This window comes from Neolewinella antarctica, from assembly GCF_011927835.1.
GTDB lineage: Bacteria > Bacteroidota > Bacteroidia > Chitinophagales > Saprospiraceae > Neolewinella > Neolewinella antarctica.
The window spans coordinates 523,294-542,008 of record NZ_JAATJH010000002.1 but is presented as its reverse complement, the minus strand read 5'-3'; the positions used below and the strand labels follow the sequence as shown (position 1 = coordinate 542,008).

General features: G+C 56.0%; 13 protein-coding genes. 4 read left to right on the top strand and 9 right to left on the bottom strand.

What is annotated here, in order from left to right; genetic code table 11:
- The first annotated feature begins 9 nt into the window (after positions 1-9).
- The 3 genes from ftsH to argH all read left to right on the top strand — a co-directional run bounded on the left by ftsH (position 10) and on the right by argH (position 4,631).
- On the top strand, positions 10-1,977 hold the full coding sequence (gene ftsH / locus GGR27_RS07430) for an ATP-dependent zinc metalloprotease FtsH (RefSeq protein ID WP_168036784.1): 1,968 nt from the start codon (positions 10-12) through the stop codon (positions 1,975-1,977).
- Between the two features lie 513 nt (positions 1,978-2,490).
- Complete coding sequence (locus GGR27_RS07425) at positions 2,491-3,165, top strand: nitroreductase family protein (RefSeq protein WP_168036783.1); 675 nt, start codon at positions 2,491-2,493, stop codon at positions 3,163-3,165.
- Positions 3,166-3,287: 122 nt separating this feature from the next.
- A complete protein-coding gene (gene argH, locus GGR27_RS07420) occupies positions 3,288-4,631 on the top strand; it encodes an argininosuccinate lyase (RefSeq protein ID WP_168036782.1) in 1,344 nt (447 codons plus the stop codon).
- 3 nt (positions 4,632-4,634) lie between these two features.
- Here argH and GGR27_RS07415 read toward each other — a convergent pair whose 3' ends face one another.
- From GGR27_RS07415 to GGR27_RS07380, 8 genes are all read right to left on the bottom strand, one after another.
- On the bottom strand, positions 4,635-4,907 hold the full coding sequence (locus GGR27_RS07415) for a hypothetical protein (protein ID WP_168036781.1): 273 nt from the start codon (positions 4,905-4,907) through the stop codon (positions 4,635-4,637).
- A gap of 45 nt (positions 4,908-4,952) precedes the next feature.
- Positions 4,953-5,951, bottom strand: a complete 999-nt coding sequence (locus GGR27_RS07410) for an NADP-dependent oxidoreductase (protein WP_168036780.1) — start codon at positions 5,949-5,951, stop codon at positions 4,953-4,955.
- Between the two features lie 75 nt (positions 5,952-6,026).
- Positions 6,027-7,673, bottom strand: coding sequence for an amidase (locus GGR27_RS07405; RefSeq protein ID WP_168036779.1), 1,647 nt, complete (start codon positions 7,671-7,673; stop codon positions 6,027-6,029).
- Between the two features lie 427 nt (positions 7,674-8,100).
- Complete coding sequence (locus GGR27_RS07400; protein WP_168036778.1) at positions 8,101-10,890, bottom strand: 2-oxoglutarate dehydrogenase E1 component; 2,790 nt, start codon at positions 10,888-10,890, stop codon at positions 8,101-8,103.
- A 368-nt stretch (positions 10,891-11,258) separates the two neighbouring features.
- A complete protein-coding gene (locus tag GGR27_RS07395; RefSeq protein ID WP_168036777.1) occupies positions 11,259-12,788 on the bottom strand; it encodes a GH3 family domain-containing protein in 1,530 nt (509 codons plus the stop codon).
- 143 nt (positions 12,789-12,931) lie between these two features.
- Positions 12,932-13,492, bottom strand: a complete 561-nt coding sequence (locus GGR27_RS07390) for an RsmD family RNA methyltransferase (RefSeq protein ID WP_168036776.1) — start codon at positions 13,490-13,492, stop codon at positions 12,932-12,934.
- Positions 13,493-13,696: 204 nt separating this feature from the next.
- The gene (locus GGR27_RS07385; RefSeq protein ID WP_168036775.1) at positions 13,697-14,548 is read right to left on the bottom strand and encodes a DUF3822 family protein; all 852 of its coding nucleotides are present in this window, start codon (positions 14,546-14,548) and stop codon (positions 13,697-13,699) included.
- A gap of 7 nt (positions 14,549-14,555) precedes the next feature.
- Positions 14,556-15,137, bottom strand: coding sequence for a hypothetical protein (locus GGR27_RS07380; RefSeq protein WP_168036774.1), 582 nt, complete (start codon positions 15,135-15,137; stop codon positions 14,556-14,558).
- Positions 15,138-15,398: 261 nt separating this feature from the next.
- Here GGR27_RS07380 and GGR27_RS07375 point away from each other — a divergent pair, with 261 nt between their 5' ends.
- Complete coding sequence (locus tag GGR27_RS07375) at positions 15,399-16,037, top strand: outer membrane beta-barrel protein (protein ID WP_168036773.1); 639 nt, start codon at positions 15,399-15,401, stop codon at positions 16,035-16,037.
- 211 nt (positions 16,038-16,248) lie between these two features.
- Here GGR27_RS07375 and GGR27_RS07370 read toward each other — a convergent pair whose 3' ends face one another.
- Complete coding sequence (locus GGR27_RS07370; protein ID WP_168036772.1) at positions 16,249-18,618, bottom strand: APC family permease; 2,370 nt, start codon at positions 18,616-18,618, stop codon at positions 16,249-16,251.
- Positions 18,619-18,715 lie beyond the last annotated feature (97 nt).

Sequence of the window (18,715 nt, the reverse complement as noted above, 5' to 3'; positions counted from 1 at the left end):
CATGAACATATGAATACGAACAACAAAGACACTAAGCCGGAAGGCGGCGGGAACAAGTTCCAGAGCTACTGGCTCTACGCGATCATGTCCCTGGTCTTGCTCGCCCTGGTCATTTCCGGACTGGGCGGTAGTACTAATACCGAGATCGACAAGAAGCGTCTTCTCCAAATGCTGGAGGACGATGGTGCCATCACCAAGATTGAACTGGTTAACGGCAAGTACGCCGAAATCTACATCGACCCGGAGAAGAAAACGGGCAATAAGTACCAGGACGCCGCCGATAAGGGCCTCGGTGGCCAGCGGTACGATTACCAGATGGAGGTCATTACGCCGGACAACTTTACCAAGTTTGTTGACGAAGCGCAGGACCGGATGGAAGTGCCCTTCAGCGATCGCGTCCCCGTTAATCCCGTTAGCCGGACCAACTACCTGGGTGAAGCCCTTCAGTGGTTGCTACCCCTGGGTATTTTCGTACTGCTATGGGTCTTCATTATGCGCCGTATTGGCGGTGGAGCTGGTGGCCCCGGTGGACAGATCTTTAACATCGGCAAGTCAAAAGCCACGCTCTTCGATCAGAACAGTAAGGTTAACATCACTTTTGCTGACGTAGCAGGACTGGACGAAGCGAAGGAAGAAGTTATGGAAGTCGTTGACTTCCTCAAGAATCCTAAAAAATACACCGCCCTGGGGGGTAAAATTCCCAAAGGCGTCCTCCTCGTAGGCCCTCCGGGAACGGGTAAGACACTACTGGCTAAGGCCGTAGCCGGTGAGGCGGGTGTTCCCTTCTTTACCATGTCGGGCTCCGACTTCGTAGAAATGTTCGTCGGGGTTGGTGCCAGCCGGGTACGTGACCTCTTCAAGCAAGCGCGCGAAAAAGCCCCCTGTATCATCTTCATCGATGAGATCGACGCCATTGGCCGCGCACGCGGTAAAGGTGCCATGCAGGGTGGTAATGACGAACGGGAGAACACGCTGAATCAGTTGCTGGTAGAAATGGACGGTTTCAGCACGGACAAAGGGGTAATCCTGATGGCCGCTACGAACCGGCCTGACGTACTCGATAGCGCCCTACTCCGCCCCGGCCGTTTCGACCGCCAGATCGGAATCGACCGCCCGGATCTGAACGGCCGCGAAGCCATCTTCAAAGTTCACCTCAAGACGATCAAGATCGACGAGAACCTGGTTGATGCGTTCACCTTGGCGGAGATGACGCCCGGTTTTGCCGGTGCCGAGATCGCCAACATCTGTAACGAAGCGGCCTTGATTGCCGCCCGTCTTAATCAGACTAGCATCAACTTGGACAACTTCAACTACGCCCTCGACAAAGTAATCGGAGGTTTGGAGAAGAAAAACAAGCTCATCAACCCCGAGGAGAAGGAAATTATTGCTTACCACGAAGCTGGCCACGCCATTTGTGGCTGGTTCCTGGAGCACGCCAGCCCACTGGTTAAGGTAACCATCGTCCCCCGTGGTGTCGCCGCCCTCGGCTACGCTCAGTATTTACCAAAGGAACAATACATCACCCGGACCGAGCAAATGCTGGACATGATGTGCATGACTTTTGGTGGCCGTGCCGCCGAGAAGGTTATCTTCGATAAGATCAGTACTGGCGCGCAAAATGACCTGGATAAGGTAACGAAGCAAGCTTACGATATGATCACCGTCTACGGTATGAACGAGCAAGTTGGCCAGGTGAGCTTTTACGGTATGAGCCGGGATGCTTATCAGCGCCCCTACTCTGACGATACGGCAACGTTGATTGACAATCAAGTTCGCGCTTTGCTCGAAAGTCAGTACATCCGCGCTCAGAACCTATTGATTGAAAAGCGGTACGAAGTAGAACTACTTGCGAAAGAACTCCTCGACAAAGAGGTGCTCAGCAGCAAGGATCTTATTCGCCTGATTGGCCCGCGTCCTTCCGATGCCGATCCGCTCGCACCGATCGAGAGTGCCGGAGTGGTTGACAATACGCTGTAGAAGTAGTATAAATTTTTAAAGGTTGAGGGCTTCTGGCCCGAACGTAAACGCGGTAGCTACCGCACGAGCGTTCGGGCTGGAAGCCCTCAGTTTTTTTAGGATACCTTATTGCTCAATTAAGGCAGCGGAAAAATCGGTTTCATTCCGCAGATCTTAACGGAGCACTCCGACACTAGTCGAGATTACCGGGGCGGTTGACGATACACTACAGCAAACGGTTCAACCATTAGGTTGAGGGTCTACGGCCCGAATGGTGGTGCGGCAGCGCTCCCGCCGTTACGTTCGGGCCGGAGGCCCTCAACCTAGTAAAATGTCGCTCCTTAGGTTGAGGGCCTCCGGCCCGAATGATAGTGCGGTAGCGCTCCCGCCGTTACGTTCGGGCCGGAGGCCCTCGGCCTAGTAAAATGTCGCTCCTTAGGTCGAGGGCCTCCGGCCCGAACGTATGGCGGCAGCTACCGCACGAGCGTTCGGGCTGGAAGCCCTCAACCTTTTTAGGATACCTTACGGCCTAATATGGCAGCAAATAAAGAAGGCTTTACCCGACTAACTTTCACGGAACATTCCCCGGAAACCATGCACCTGCGTTCGCGCCAACTCTACGCAGACTTGAGCCAACGGCGCACCGTGCGGAAATTCAGCGACCGACCAGTAGCTAAGGAGATCATCGAAAACCTAATCCGCACCGCCGCCACCGCCCCCAGTGGCGCGCACAAACAGCCGTGGACGTTTTGCGTGGTGAGTAACCCGGACATGAAAGCAAGCATCCGGGAAGCCGCCGAAAAGGAAGAATACGAAAATTACCACGGGCGCATGTCGGATGACTGGCTGGACGACCTCAAAAAGTTCGGTACCGACTGGCAAAAGCCCTTTCTGACCACCGCCCCTTACCTCATTGTTGTCTTTAAGAAGTCTTATGACGTCGGAGCGGACGGAGAACGGGAGAAAAATTATTACGTCAACGAATCCGTTGGCCTTGCTTGCGGATTTCTCATCGCCGCGATCCACCACGCTGGCCTCGTCACCGTGACGCATACGCCGAGCCCAATGAATTTCTTACAGCAGATTCTTGGAAGACCGGCTAATGAGCGACCGTTTCTTTTGCTGCCAGTTGGGTACCCGGCGGAGGGGGTGGAAGTGCCAGTAATTGAGCGGAAATCACTAAGGCAAGTGAGTGTTTGGTTTGAGTGATTAGAGTTCTTGACTTACCGTGATGGACGTTTCTAACGTTCCTAAATAAAATCCCGATTTAAGGGTCAACACGGATCACCTATCCCTACTCACCTAATGTCCCACGCGCTACCTTCGCGGCCATGGCTACGAAACTTTGGGAAAAAGACTACACCCTCGATCAACGCATCGCGGATTTCACCGTTGGGCGTGATCGGGAACTCGATTTGGAACTGGCACCGTTCGATATCCTCGGCTCGCTGGCGCACGTCCGGATGCTTGCGGAAGTAGGTTTGTTGGACGAAGGCGCGGCGCGCCGGTGCAAGGTTAAGTTGCAGGAGCTGTACGGTCGGGCGGCGGCCGGTGACTTTGTAATCGATGACGGCGTCGAGGACGTGCACAGCCAGGTAGAGATCTTGCTTACCGAGGCGCTGGGGGACGACGGTAAAAAAATCCATTCCGGCCGGAGCCGTAATGACCAGGTGCTAGTTGATCTACGACTGTATTTCCGTCACCGTATTCGGACCGTCGTTGAGAAGACCGGTACCCTGAGTGAGACGCTGACGGACTTGAGTGAAGAACACAAGGATAAACTCATTCCCGGCTACACGCACCTACAGGTGGCGATGGTATCCAGCTTCGGCCTCTGGTTCGGGGCTTTCGCCGAAGCACTGGTGGATGATTTAAAGATTTGGAAGGGCGTTTACGACGTCGTCGACCAAAACCCCCTCGGTTCCGCCGCCGGCTACGGATCGAGTTTTCCGCTCGACCGGGACCGGACAACGGAATTACTCGGGTTCGCCAGCCCGGTGGTCAACGTCGTTGCCGCGCAGATGGGCCGGGGCAAAACGGAACTCGTGACCGCCTTCGGTATCGCCGGGCTCGCACAAACCCTGAGCAAGCTGGCCATGGATGTTTGCCTTTACAGCAGCCAGAATTTCGGTTTCCTTCAGCTCCCAAAAGAACTGACGACTGGCTCCAGCATTATGCCCCACAAAAAGAACCCCGACGTATTCGAACTGCTCCGGGGGCGGTGTAACCTCCTCCAGACCCTCCCCGCGCAGATGGCGCAACTCACGGGTAATTTACCCTCCGGCTACCACCGAGATTATCAACTTCTGAAGGAAGCCATCTTCCCCGCGCTGGATCAGCTCGAAGATTGCCTTGACATGGCTATTTACGCACTTCCCCGCACCAGCGTCCGCGCCCAGGAATTACCGACGGACCCGCGTTACGTGTACCTCTATTCCGTAGAAGCCGTGAATAACCTCGTCCTGGAAGGTGTACCATTCCGGGACGCTTACGTGCAGGTTGGTAAGGATATCGATGCGGGAACCTTCGTGCCACCAACCAACCTCCAACACACCCACCTGGGTAGTTTGGGAAACCTGGGTAACGACCGAATTACGACCAAACGCCTCCAAGCGCTAGCGGCATTCGACTTTGAACGGTCCGAAAAAGCCCTGCACAAGTTGGCCGGTCAGTAATGATCACCCGAGAAAATAAGTGATCATGCTGGTGCAGAACTTGACGGCGGTGAGGATGAACATCCCTTCCCGGACGGATAGTTCGCGTCGCTCCTGGTACTGCTGCCAGAAATAGTAGGCCGCCGTCGCCGCAGGTAATGCCGTCACCATGGCTACGGTATTCTCGAGCGGACCTCCGGGTAACCTGGCCAGGTCATATAACCGGGACATGACGAACATACCGAGCAAGACGGCGACCGAAAGGTGATAAAAATGGGGGAGGCGGAAGTCGGGCATGAGGTTGTAATGTCGCGGTTAAGTGGGGCTACTGGGGGTTTGTGTTTATAGCTTTAACACCAATTTCCCCAGCTTCTCCCCGGAGAACAAGCGCAAAAACGTCTCCCGGAAATTCTCAATTCCTTCGTAGACATCTTCCTTACTCTTCAGCTTCCCTTCCGCCATCCACTGCCCCATTTGCTTGGCGGCATCGGCGTAGCCGGCGGCGTGGTCGAAAACAACCATCCCCCGCATCGTCGAGCGAGTAACCAGTAGGCTGAGGTAATTAGCGGGGCCTTTGATCGGCGTGGTGTTGTTGTACTGGCTGATCGCGCCGCAAATAACGATACGGGCGTTCATCCGGAGCTTAGTCAAGGCAGCATCGAGAATATCCCCACCGACATTATCGAAGTAGACGTCGATCCCTTTGGGGCAATGTTCCTTGAGGCCAGCGTAAATATTATCGTTCTTGTAGTCGATCGCCCCGTCGAAGCCGAGTTCTTCGGTGAGGTACTTGCACTTTTCCGGTCCGCCGGCGATACCGATTACCCTGCAATTTTTGATCTTGGCAATTTGCCCCACGACGCTACCGACTGCCCCTGCGGCACCGGAGACCAGTACGGTGTCTCCTTCTTTCAACTCCCCCACTTCCAAAATACCGAAGTAGGCCGTCATACCCGGCATACCGAGGGTACCGATGTAAGTCTGCATGGGTGCCAACCGAGTATCGACCGGGTAGTAGCCGTTTCCGTCCGTGACGTGGTATTCCTGGACGCCGCCCCAGCCGGTGAGCACGTCGCCGACCTTGAACGCGGGGTTCTCATTTACTTTGACGACTTCGCCTACGCTGCCGGCCCGCATCACCTCACCGATCTGCACGGGCTCGATGTAGGATTTGGCGTCGTTCATCCAGCCGCGCATGGCGGGGTCGAGGGAGATGAAGTGGTTCTTAATGAGAATTTGCCCGGGTTGGAGTTCGGGGACTTTGGTGGTGACCAGTTCCCAAGTATTCTCGGCGGGGAGGCCAGTTGGGCGGTGGCGGAGGAGTTGTTGTTTGTTTTGCATGGTGGTGAATTTGTGGTCTGTGGTCTAAAGTCTACGGTCATTGGTCTTCGGGTACCCTAGACCCTAGACCCTAGACTAGAATGCTTCAGGGTGGATATCATCCCATTTCGTGGCCTGCTGATAGGCGTGTGCTACGTCAATGATTTCCTGCTCGCCGAAGAGTTTGCCGGTGAAGGTGATGCTCGTCGGGGTGCCTTCTTCGTTCATGCCGTTCGGGATGCAAATCGCTGGGTGGCCGGTCATGTTGGTGATGAAGAGGCTGTTGGAGTGCCAACTGGGGTTTACGTACACGTCTACGTTGGCTTCCGTCAGCATTGCGTCCATGTCTTGCATCAGTTGCCGGCGGAGGCGGTTGGCCTGGACGTAGGCGACGGCGGGGACGAAGTGGGCGGTGCGGAACGTGTTGGGCCAGGCATTACGAATTTGGCGGGTGAGTTGGTCGTCGTTGTTACTGCGGGTGAGGGCGTCGAAGGCGGCGGCGGCTTCTACGCTGAGGATGAAGCCGATGTCCGGATCGTCGGGAAGTTCGAGCGGGACGAGTTCGTAGCCGAGGCCACGGAGCGTTTTGAGCACGATGGAATCCTGGTCGTGGAATGGGTAGTCGCCATCCATTACGGATTGGTAGTAGCCGATCCGGGTGCCCTGCGCCGGTGCCTGCGGCCATTCGTACTGGAAGCCGGCGCGAATGGCGTGGGCGTCCCGTTCGTCGTAATTGGCGATGGCGGCCAGGACCACACCGGCATCTTCGGCCGAGCGCGTGATGGGGCCGATCTTATCCATCGTCCAACTTAGCGCCATTGCGCCGTAGCGGCTGACGCGGCCAAAGGTGGGGCGCAGGCCGGTCGTGCCGCAGACGGTGCTGGGGCTGACGATACTGCCGAGCGTTTCGGTGCCGATGGCGAAGGGGACTAATCCGGCGGCGACGGCGCTGGCTGAACCGGCGGAAGAGCCGCTACTGCCCTGCGTGGTGTCCCAGGGGTTGCGCGTCATTTCGCCGTACCAGACGTCGCCCCAGGCGAGGGCCCCGAGGGTTGTTTTGGCGACCAGAATGGCACCGGCGGCGTCGAGTTGCTCGATGACGGAGGCATCCACGTCGATGGTCTGGTTCTCGTAGGGTTTAGCGCCCCAGGTGGTTTTGTACCCCTTTGCGGCCAGTAGATCCTTAGCGCCGTAGGGAATGCCGTGGAGTGGCCCACGGTAGGTGCCGGCGGCTAGTTCGCGGTCCATTTCGTCGGCTTTGGCGAGGGCTCTTTCTTCGGTGATCGTGATGATGCAGTGGAGGGTCGGGTCATGCTCCTTTATTCGATCGAGGTAAAATTCCGTGAGTTTGCGGGAAGTAGTCTTCCCCGACTTAAGCATGGCCCCGAGCTGTTTCACGCTGGCCCACTCCAGTGGGGTATTCAACTCACTTTCCAGTGCGTTGGGCGCGGACGCGGGTGCAGAGACAATTGAAGAAGCAGGGAGTTGGGACGGCCGGAGAACAGGATTAAACACGAGCGCGGGTGAGATATCATTATCAATCTCGATCTTACCGAGCTTTTCCAGTGTTTCCGTCTGCTCCTGCACGTCTTCGAGCATCAGTTCCACTTCGTCGTCGTCGAGAAAGTCTAGGCCCAGGACCTTCGCGGCCGTAAATAGGTCGGATTTGGTCAGCAGCTCGTTTACGGCCATGCCGCCGGCGAAGATGGCGATAGCGAGCAGCACTAGGTATAGTTTACGCATGTGGTCTAATTGGTTGGTGGCAAGATAGTGCGTAGGCAATTTAATGAAAATTAGGGTCAACTCCGTTCGTCCCCCCCCCTGCACCCGCGACCGCGCCCCTACCCCAGAAACAAATTAGCCAGGGTATAAAATACGTAGCTGTACAAAAGTACAATCGGCCACACAATGATGCACCCGACCGCCGTAGCACCAGAACCGGGTTCTTTAGCCAGTGCACCGCGAACGATAAAATAAGTCGCTAATAGCAAGCAACCGTAGGTGCCAAGCAAAAAGAACAACCTCCAGGCGGGAGTAAATGAACTGTTGCCAAACGAAGAAGCCTCAGTAACACCAAAGCACAGCAAAACCAGTAATGCGACCCCCGCAAAAATGAGCGCCCAGCCAACGTGGCCTAGTTCCCGTAAAGATTTATTACTTCCCCGACGACTCACTTAGCAAACGCGCGCTCCACCAACTCCTCCTGCTCCCGCACGTGTACCTTTTTGTACCCCGTGGCCGGAGAGGCCGTGGCTGGGCGACCGACGTAGGTCAATTTCCGCTCGAAGGCCTTATCGTAGACGAACTTTTCACTGATGTAGGACCAAGCACCGGCGTTGCGGCTCTCCTCCTGCACCCAGTAAAGCTCCGCACCCTCGTACCGATTAACGATCGCGTTAACTTGATCCGGGGGAAGGGGGAACAGTTGCTCGAAGCGCACGATCGCCACATCATCCCGCTGGTTCTGCTCCTTGTACTGCGCCAGATCGAAGTAGACCTTGCCCGAACAGAACAGAATACGCTTGACCTGCTTAGTATCCTGTACCGTGGGGTCATCGATCACTTCCTGGAAGCGCGTGCCGGGGCCAAAGTCCGCAACCGGGCTGACCGCCATCGGGTGGCGCAGGCCTGATTTGGGGCTCATATTGATCAGTGGCTTACGGAAATTCCAGGCCAACTGGCGGCGCAGGGCGTGAAAAATATTCGCTGGCATCGTAATGTTGGTCACTACCATGTTGAACTCCGCGCAAAGTTGCAAAAAGCGTTCGAGGCGGGCGCTGGAGTGCTCCGGTCCCTGGCCTTCGTAACCGTGGGGGAGCAGGATGGTCAGGCCGTTCTGCCGCGCCCACTTGCTCTCGCCACTGGCGATGAACTGGTCGAACATCGTCATGGCACCGTTGGCGAAATCACCGAACTGCGCTTCCCAGATAACCAAATTTTTCGGGCTCGCCGTAGCGTAGCCATATTCGAAACCAAGTACGGCAAATTCGGAAAGGAGCGAGTTGAAGATCCGCATACTACCCTGCTCTTCCGCCAGTCCGTCGAGGCGGTTCAACTTACCCTCACCGTCTTCACTCGTCATGATGGCGTGGCGGTGGGAGAAAGTGCCCCGGCGCACGTCCTGGCCGGACATCCGGATGTCGTGGCCATCCAGTAGCAACGCAGCGTAGGCGCTCAACTCAGCTAACGCCCAGTCGATCTTGTCTTCCGCAACCGACTTTTTGTAGCCCTTGAACAAGCGATTCATCTTCTTGATGTAATCGAAGTCTTTCGGCAGCGTGGTCAGGTGCTTAAGTATCTTCGCCGAGCGCTCCTTGGCAATACCGGTTTCGGGAGATTGCTCAAAGAACTTCATTTTCCAGTGGTCGCGCTCCATGGCATCCCAGGCAGCCTCGCTATCCTGCTGGGTGTAGGGGACGTCGGAGGATTTTACTTTGTCGAATATCTCCTGCATTTCCGTACGCAGGTCGTCGTGGATCTTTTCGGCGGCGGCTTTATCCATGTCCCCCCGCTTGGCTAGTTGGTCGACGTAGATTTCCCGTACGTCGTTGTGTTGCTTGATCTTGGCGTACATACCCGGCTGCGTGAACAGGGGCTCGTCACCCTCGTTGTGGCCGTTCTTACGGTAGCAGAGCATGTCGATGTAGACGTCCGAGTTGAACTCGTTGCGGTACTGGACGGCGAGGCGCGAAACGAACATGACGGCTTCCGGGTCGTCGCCGTTGACGTGGAAGACCGGTGATTGGGTTACGCTGGCCACGCCGCTGGCGTAGATACTCGTCCGGGCGTCCTCCTGGTCGGTGGTGAAACCGATCTGGTTGTTGATGATGAAGTGGATCGTGCCGCCGGTCGTGTAGGCTTCCAGCTCACTCATCTGAGCGGTTTCGAAAACGATGCCCTGGCCGGCTACGGCCGCGTCGCCGTGGATGAGGATAGGTAAAATCTTGTCGTAGTCGTTATCGTAGAGCATATCCGCTTTCGCGCGGGCGAAGCCTTCTACTACCGGGCCGACTGCTTCCAGGTGGCTGGGGTTAGGTGCTAGTTCTACCTGAACGTGCTTCCCGGCGCGGGTTTCGAGACTACCCCGGTAGCCCATGTGGTACTTGACGTCGCCGTCGCCCTTCACGTCGTCGGGCGTGGCGCCTTCGAACTCCTGGAGGATGATCGCCAGGTCCTTGTTCATGATGTTGGTCAACGTATTCAAGCGCCCGCGGTGCGCCATGGCGATGAGAACATCCTCCACGCCCTGCTTGGCGGCTTCGTCGATGATGGTGTCGAGGCTAACGATGGCGGATTCGCCACCTTCAAGGCCAAAGCGCTTCGTGGGGCCGTACTTGGCTTTGAGGAACTCCTCGAAAGTGACCGCATCGGTGAGGCGATCGAGGATGTGCTTCTTGTCGTCGAGGTCGAGGTTGTAGGGGTTGGCCGGGTCGCGGTTTTCGATGCGGTCGCGGAGCCAGCGGCGCTTTTCGCGGCTGAAAATGTGGTCGGCTTCGAAACCGATCTTACCGAGGTAAATCCGGTCGAGTTGGGCGATGATCTCGCGCAGGGTGCTCGGGGGGAGCTGCATTTGCTCGGCGGCCTTGAAAACGGTATCGAGGTCGCTATCGGACAGTTCGTAGCTTTTCAGTTCGAGGACGGCGTCCGGGTCTTCGAATACGTTAATGGGGTCGATCGCCGCGTCAACGTGGCCGCGTACTCGGTACGCTTTGATGAGGGCGAATACGCTGAGTTCTTTGCGGACGTGCTCCCAGTCCACCTCGCCGTCACTGCTCCTCGGTAATTCTCCGGCACCGGCGTCCGCGCCCGCGGAACCGTTTGTTTTCGTGGAGGCGTAATTAAAACCAAGGAAAAAGTCGCGCCAGCTTTCCTCCACCGAATGGGGGTCATTTTCGAATGCCTGGTACAGGTTTTCGATGTAACTGGGGTGCGCGTTGGCGATGTGGGAGAAGTTGCTCATGCTTAGTTGATGCGAATAGGGTGGATTTACACCTCTGATGAACTTTCCGGCACCGTCGCTGCGCGCCGTTAGCGGAAAGATACATCCGAGGAGAAATCCACTCGAAAATTATTGGTGTTCGCCACTGTGAAAATGGCCAGGCATTTAGTATTTTCGGATGCTCATCGGATGTATCTTTTGGATGTTTGCGCAAAGCGAAAATATTCAAAAGTTCATCAGATGTGTCGGCCGAAAATGCGGATGGGTTACCCTAAAATAAATCCACGCAAAGTTCAGGAAAAAGAACTAACTAAGCGGGGTTTGGCGCACAAATATGTGAGAAAAGACCCCGTAGTGCTAAACAGTTACTTTATCCTGATAAAAGTCATTTAATCAAGAAACTCAAGTAGCTGCTTCAAATCATCCGCCACCATCACTTTAGGAAACTTAATTTGCCCGCCTTTCTTGTTCTTCTTCTTTTCGAGAAAGTCGTACAAGTTATTGGCTTGCGTTACTTTGACCCTCACGCCTTTCAGCGCTTTCTCGCGGGCGACCTTGTAGTTTTTGTTGACCTTTTTCAGGTGAGCATCCAGCACTTCCAGTGCCTTTTCCTCTGACAACTCCCCGTCGTTGATGCCCAGTACCCACTGGTGATAGTAGTCGTTTCCGTCTTCGGTGGGTACGGCCCCGACGGTGAACTCCTTGATCTCCGAACCCATTTGCTCGTTCAGTTCGGCAATGGCGGCGTTCAATTTCTCCTCCGAAAGCTGGGAGCCGACAACGTTGAGCCAGTACTTCGTCCGACCAGTGATCACAATTTCCATTTTCTCCTTATCGACAAACTTGATCGTGTCGCCAATCATGTAGCGCCACGCGCCGGCGGGGGTGGAGACGAGCAGGGCGTAGTCTTTATTCTCCTTGACGTCGCGGAAGTCGACCACTTTCGGCTTATCGAGCATCTGGCCGGTAGCGTCGAAGCCGTCTTCGTCGTGGGGGATGAACTCGAAGTACATGCCGTGATCCAGCGCGATCTCCATGGCCATCGTTTCCGGCCGGGCGTTGAAGGCAAAAAAGCCTTCGCTGGCCAGGTAAGTATCCATGATGATGATGGGGTGGTCAAGTAACGCCTCGAAGCTTTTACGGTAAGGCTCGAAAGCGACGCCGCCGGTCGTATAAATCTGGAGATTGGGCCAGATTTCGTGGATGTTCTTGAGCTTGTTGACCTCGATGACCTTACGCAGCATCATGACGATCCAGCTGGGGATGCCGGCCAGGGCGCCGACGTCCCACTTGGGGGCTTCTTCGGCGATGCGCTGTACGCGCTCGTCCCAGTCGGCGATTTGGGCAATTTCGATGCCGGGTTTATAGACGCTGTCCATAAAGTCGGGCATGTTACTCACGTTGATGCCGCTTATTTCGCCTTCGAGCCAACCATCTTTCTCGTTGAGGTCCGCCGAACTGGTGAGCATCAGGATGTCCTTTTCGAAGATTTCGGCGGGGAGCTTAAAGTTAGCCAGGCACTCGGCCTGGGCGCGGCCCACGGCCTGGGTGCAGGCGAGCATCTCATCGGTCACGGGGATACGTTTGCTCTTTTTGCCCGTCGTGCCGCTACTGAGGGCAAAGAATTCGGGGCGACCGGGCCAGGTGATGTCGGGGTTGCGGCGCTGCTGCTTCCACCAACGGTCGTTGATGGTGTTGTAATCGTGGATCGGTACGGACTTACGGAACGCCTCACGGATATCCTCCTGCTCCAGAATGCCCTGAAAGTTATAAAACTTACCAAAGGCGGTGTTTTTAGCCTCTTCCAGCAAACCGTTCAGTTGCTTTTCCTGGGCCGCTTCCGGGTCCGCCGGCGCGTGGGGCAGCAGGGAGTGCTTGGTTTCGAGGAGGGTCTTGATGATCTGTCCGTAAAAGGCCATGTAGGTCGTGGGTTGTTACCGTAGCATAACCCGTACTCTACGCGTAGTGTTTGTTGGCGCGGTCGCGGGGGCAAGCTTGGTTCGTAGAAAGGAGCGGTGAATGTTTGGCCCTAAAAAAGACTATTCCAAATCCCTAAATCAGGCTATTCTTCCTCTGCACCGGGGTGCTCGAAGAACCAAAAAATAGTTTTCCCATAATTCCTTTTCTCCGTGCAGCGCGGATCGTCCGAAAAATCGTGGTGCGGGTTAGTTTCCAGCACGAAAAGCCCGCCCGGAGCGAGCAGCCCGGCGGCAAAAACCAGGTCTGGGATTTCCGGAATATTCGGCAGCGGATAAGGTGGCCCGGCGAAAATATAAGTGTAGGGTTCCCGCACGGGCCGGTTGATGAACTGAAAAACGTCCATCCGAAAAATCTTAATGTGCGCTTCCGCGCCGAGGGTGGCGATCGTTTTTTCTACGAACTTGACCGCCGGGCCGTGCTTGTCCACGTACGTTACGTCGGTGCACCCCCGGCTGAGGAATTCGTAGTCGTGGGAGCCGGTGCCACCGAACAGGTCGAGGAACCGCTGGTCTTCGAAGTAGAACCAGTTATTTAGGACATTAAATAGGCCCTCCTTGGCGTAGTCCGTCGTGGGCCGCGTGGGCCAATTATCGGCGGGCGGGGAGAAGCGGCGGCCTTTGTGCTTGCCGGAGATGATGCGCATTTTTTGGTCTTTAGTCTGGAGTGTTTAGTCTGGGGTCTGGGGTCTGGGGTCTGGGGTCTGGGGTCTGGGGTCTGGGGTCGAAGCTTAAATCTTAAGTAAGTGTTCAGCCGAAGAGTCATGTGCGGTGTACTCATTTAGCCGATGAAGCGGAGCGGCCGAGTATTCCCGTCCTTTTTCTTTGCTCTTTCTTCTATACTCGCCCCGTCACCCCAGGCAAAGCAAATCAAAATACACGTGCGGAGGCAGGCTCACGAACTCCGGGGGCAGGGCCGGCGGAGCGCCGTAGCGACAAAAACGAATTTCCGCGACGTAGGTGTAGAGTAACTTGTAGATGTCTCCCGCTTCGGTAATCTCTCCACACAAGTAGAGCGGGACGCGGCTCGGGATCATCCCGCAGTGCTCGTACGCCAAAAGGACGAAATAGAGTGCGTCATCTTTAGTGTTGACGTCAAAAGTGTTGAAAAATTGTAGCATGCCACTACGGTGAGCAGCGACGAAAATCCTCCCGCCCCGCACGGCGGCCGACACGGCGACTTCCCCCAACCGGCGAGAGCGCATGCCCCAGGCCGTAAGCAAACCACCGCCGAAATGCTGCGTCCGCATCACGTTCAGGGCCCGGCGGACGGTTTCAAGTTGATCGGAGTTGGCGGCGTAGAGGAGGTGCGCGTCCAGGTCGTTGTACCACTCTTCCTGTACGGTGTCGTCCAGGCCGATCAGGGTGAGCTGTTCGAGGTAGTCGCGGCGATGCTCGGCGTCGTAGAGTTCGCGGGGGACCAAACTGGCGCGTCCGGTCTCCCAACCCAGGACGACGCTGCCGTAGCGGAGGCTTCGCAGCAGATCATCCTGCAGAATGATGTCGTCCAGCGTCGCCGCGAAATCTTGGCGGTCGCCACTGATTGGTAGCCGGACGGAACGGTAAGCGAGTAGGCGGTTTTGCGCGCGGTCGCGCACTACATAAGCAAAACTGTCCATCCCCGTAAGGATGGACAGTTCGTACTGGTGCGCGCTTTCGGCTTGGAAGGCGGCGGATCGTATGTCGTAGCTGCTTGGTTGCAATGAGTGCTTAGTTCCAGTTACCGGCCAGGGTTGGCTTGGTGAGGTCGCCGAAGTAGATCGGGGCGTTGGGGTCCCACATCTGGTCGTAGCGCTTGAAGCGCTCGTCGGCGTACTTACCCATGAAAGCGGACTTCTTAACGCCAACCTGCACGACGGGCACGTTGGTGGATTGGTAAGGAATGTTCTTCGCCTCGATGTTGAATTTGACTTGCCCGTCGGTGTAGGGGACGACGTCCATATTTTCTAGCTTGATGCCGAGGCCGGGGAACGTGTCGCGCAGGGGGATGTATGTCGTATCGTAAGTAACGATACTGCCGTCGGTGGCGTCGGCGTCACCAATAACCTTGACGTTGAGCAGCTTGCCTTCGGTAAGGACTTGCTTGAGCGTGTCGAAGCTACCGGCGAACTCCCCGGTGGCGTCCCGGTACAGCTCCTGAGCTTTGCGAATCATTTCCAGTTTCATGGTTACCGCGTCCGTCCGGACGGTCCGTTGCGCGTCGAAATTGATGGGTTCCTCGATGCTTTTGTACAGAAAAAAGGCGAGGACGAATGCCAGGGCCAGGAAGAGAAGGCTAAAGAGTGTGCGCATTAGTGGTTGTTAGTTTGTGCAAGTATAAAACTTTTCGAGCACCTATTGGATGCTTATTCTTGCTTGTTTGGTGTAACGGCACGGAATCAGGGATGTTTGTTAGATAAAATTTCTCTTCCGCCACCCTCGCCCTTAACGGCTCGATAAAAGCTGTTTAACGTTTTAAGGGCAATTCACCCCCTAATTTAAACGCTTTAAACTTATCGCCCCGGTGGAAGACGAACCTTACGTACTTATTCAACAGCTCAAACTTTTTAGACGATGAAAAACCAACTCGCCCTTCTTACCCTGCTCCTACTAATACTCTGCACGGTACCCGCGACCGCGCAACTAAGCTTCGGCCTCAAAGCCGGTGTCGCCACCGAGTCCCTCCAGGAAGAACGATTCGACCTCACCAGAAGTGGCCGTGCGGACCTCGGTGAGGCGATCGCGGAAGCGGACTACGGTTTCCAGTTCGGCGCCCTCGTCCGCGTGCCCCTATCCGAAAGTTTTGACCTCCAGACCGAAGTCACGCTTAACTCCGCCAAAACAAATTTTCGCTTCAACGACCCCAACACGCAAACCTCGCGCGTCCTGAGCGAGCGCTACAACGACGTGAACGTGCCCGTCATGGTCTCCTACAAGCTCGCCTTTTTGCGCCTGAACGCCGGCCCCGTCGGCCACTTCTTCGTTAATTCGAGTTCCGACCTGCGCGACGCCGAGGGCCGCGAACGCACCTTCGACTCCTTCAACCTCGGCTACACCTTCGGCGGCTCCATCGACGTCGGGCCACTCACGGTCGACGTTCGCTACGACGGCAATTTTTCTAAGTACGGCGAAGACTTTGCAATCGCGGATGAGACTTTTCGGGTGGACCAAGCCGCTAAGCGGTGGATTGGGTCGGTGGCGTATAGATTTTAGGGCGCTTTGCTTGATATGCGATATGCGATTTTTGATACTCGATATGCGATTTGTGCTACCGCACGTCTCTTTCGTGGTTTCGCCACTCACGCATGTCAAATATATATTGATACCTATCAACGCCTAAACCGAAGCTGCGAAGCAGGTGAGTAGCCGTGCGGTAGCCAAATCAAATATCGCATATCGAGATTCGCATATCGCATATCGAGCGTCAGCGAATCTTAACCTCCTCCGCCGCACTAACAAACAAGACATTCCCCACCTCCTCGTACCCGTCGAAAGTTTTGTTACCCATCCGTTTAATCTGTTCGTTGCGGAAGCCGGTGAGAATCAGGTCGGCTTCGTAGGATTTGCGCACCATGACGCTCCGGAAATCAGCGTCTTCGCTCCGGCAAAGCACCTCGATGTTGTTGCGGCTGATGGGTAACTGACCGGACTCGATGCGCTCGTACAGGTTCTGCTGCTCTTCCTCCAGGACGCTCTCCTCGTAAACGGCGAACAGTTTAATTTCGGCGTCTTGCCAGTCTGGGTGACCCGTGAGGACGTAAGCCAGCAGGATCATCAGGTTAGCGCTTTCGTAGTGTGCTTTGGTGATCCAGATGTGGATATTGCGCTTCAGACCGAAGCCACGCTCGCTCAGCGCCAGGATGCCCATGTTGAAATCCACGGAACGAATCAGGCTGTAGTTATCGATGATGTCATCGAGCCCTTCGTTGTTGAATTTCGAGTACTCCAGCAACAGCAGGTTGTTCTCCGTCCCCGCGATGCCCGGAAATTGGACGATCTGAGCGATCGCCGACGTATAGCTAGGGCTCACGATGGTATCTACGTAAATGCGGCTATCCGTCGCCTCGGTCATGCGGATGATGCGTTCCTTAATGATGGCCGCGTTCTCGCTCGTATCGTGGCTCAGGTACCCGTTGATGGTGTGAATGTAGGTACCGAAGCCATATTTCTCGCTCAACCAGCGCAGTAAGTCAAACGCCCCCAGGCGGGTAAACGTGGAATCGCTGGCGGCGATGATGCTCGGTCGCCAGGTGGTCTTCTCCACCTTATCGGCCTTCTGCAAAAAGATCTGGAGCCGGCGCGAGAACTGGAAAATAACGCCCTGAAAAATCAACGCCATGCTCCGCTTATCGGGGTTAGAGTAGCTGATGTAGACGTAAATCAGACCGATGAACACCAGCGCCAGCGCCGCGTACGTCGAATTCATGAAGAACATCAGCCCGAAACAGGCCAGCGCCCCGAAGGCGGAAACGTACCACTTCGAGCGGAAGGTAGGTCGGTAGCTCGGGTCGGCGGCGAAGTGGTTGAGGAAGGAGATCAGGCAGAGGGAGCCGTACGTCACCATAAAAAACATTGAAATGATCTCGGCTACGCTATCGAGCGCGCCCAACAGGATGAAAAAAGCGGCCAGGAGCACCGTGATTAGGCTAGCGTTATAAGGCTCGTTCTGCTCCCCCTTGCCCCGGGCAATCCAGCGGTTGACGCCGGGCACGGGGAAAATATTATCCGCGGCAATCGCCTGCAACGTGCGCGGCGCAACGAGAATGGACCCCAGCGCGGAAGAAATCGTGGCCGCGGCCAGTCCCAGCGGAATGATCCACCAACCCTGCCAGGCGATCTCGGCCATCACCAGCCGGCTTGTGTCGGCCAGTGCTTCGGGCGGGGCGGAGACGGAGAGTTTCCAGGCCATGAAGAAGTAAACAACCATGCCGCCGATTGTCGCGGCCAGCGTCCCCAACGGAATCGAGCGGCCCGGGTCGCGCAGGTCGCCACTCAAGCCTACGCCGGCCGTCATGCCGGTGAAGGCGGGGAAAATGATGGCAAAAACGGTGAAGAAACTGATGACGGGCAGGACTGGCGTAGGTTCCTCCACGGGTTCGGAGGCCGTCATGACCACCTCGTTGCTCTGCAAGAATTTTAGGGTATCGGGCGCGGTCGCGGGTGCCGCGTCACCGGAAGAAGCAAGGCCTTCCAGGTTAGCATCGACGGTGTACTTGTTGAAAAAATCTATTTCGTTCGCTTCGGCGTATTCCGTCGTGCCGAGGAAGAAAGAAACCAGCGCGACGGCCAGGATGGCCACGACCGTGTACAGCACTTTCACGCCGAGGTCCGCTCCCTTCGTCAGGATCAGCGCGGTCAGCAGCAGCAACGCCGGGATGCCGATCGTCTGGGGCTGTTCCAGCAGCGTCCGCGCCCACGGCAGCACCGGGTACGATTCCAAAAACCAGGTCCGCAACGGATTAAAAGCCTCCGTAAAGGCCATGATGTAGAACGCCACCGAGATGGCTTGCGACAGGTACAGCGCAATCCCGATCGTCGACCCGATCACCAAGCCAAAACTCCGCGAAATGATGTAGTACTCTCCCCCACCCTCCACCTTTTGGTTGGTCGCGATTTCGGCGATGGCCATGGCCGTCGGGATCGTCACGGCGTGGCCAATCAGAATGATGGCGAACGTACCCAGCAGCCCGGTCATGCCCACGGCAAAACCGAAGCGCAGGAACATGATCGCGCCGAGAATGGTGCTGATGGCGGTGAAGAACACCGGCGCGGTACCGAATTTCTGTTTGTTCATGAGGAGTAGGAATGCGAATAGGAATGCGAAAGCGTGAAGGTACGGCGTAGGATAAAAGCTGGTTCTCAGTCATAAGGAAACCGGAGCGAAATTATTT

Coding starts and splice junctions, on each gene's coding strand:
- ftsH (WP_168036784.1), top strand. CDS start 10: ATGAATACGAACAACAAAGACACTAAGCCGGAAGGCGGCGGGAACAAG.
- GGR27_RS07425 (WP_168036783.1), top strand. CDS start 2,491: ATGGCAGCAAATAAAGAAGGCTTTACCCGACTAACTTTCACGGAACAT.
- argH (WP_168036782.1), top strand. CDS start 3,288: ATGGCTACGAAACTTTGGGAAAAAGACTACACCCTCGATCAACGCATC.
- GGR27_RS07415 (WP_168036781.1), bottom strand. CDS start 4,907: ATGCCCGACTTCCGCCTCCCCCATTTTTATCACCTTTCGGTCGCCGTC.
- GGR27_RS07410 (WP_168036780.1), bottom strand. CDS start 5,951: ATGCAAAACAAACAACAACTCCTCCGCCACCGCCCAACTGGCCTCCCC.
- GGR27_RS07405 (WP_168036779.1), bottom strand. CDS start 7,673: ATGCGTAAACTATACCTAGTGCTGCTCGCTATCGCCATCTTCGCCGGC.
- GGR27_RS07400 (WP_168036778.1), bottom strand. CDS start 10,890: ATGAGCAACTTCTCCCACATCGCCAACGCGCACCCCAGTTACATCGAA.
- GGR27_RS07395 (WP_168036777.1), bottom strand. CDS start 12,788: ATGGCCTTTTACGGACAGATCATCAAGACCCTCCTCGAAACCAAGCAC.
- GGR27_RS07390 (WP_168036776.1), bottom strand. CDS start 13,492: ATGCGCATCATCTCCGGCAAGCACAAAGGCCGCCGCTTCTCCCCGCCC.
- GGR27_RS07380 (WP_168036774.1), bottom strand. CDS start 15,137: ATGCGCACACTCTTTAGCCTTCTCTTCCTGGCCCTGGCATTCGTCCTC.
- GGR27_RS07375 (WP_168036773.1), top strand. CDS start 15,399: ATGAAAAACCAACTCGCCCTTCTTACCCTGCTCCTACTAATACTCTGC.
- GGR27_RS07370 (WP_168036772.1), bottom strand. CDS start 18,618: ATGAACAAACAGAAATTCGGTACCGCGCCGGTGTTCTTCACCGCCATC.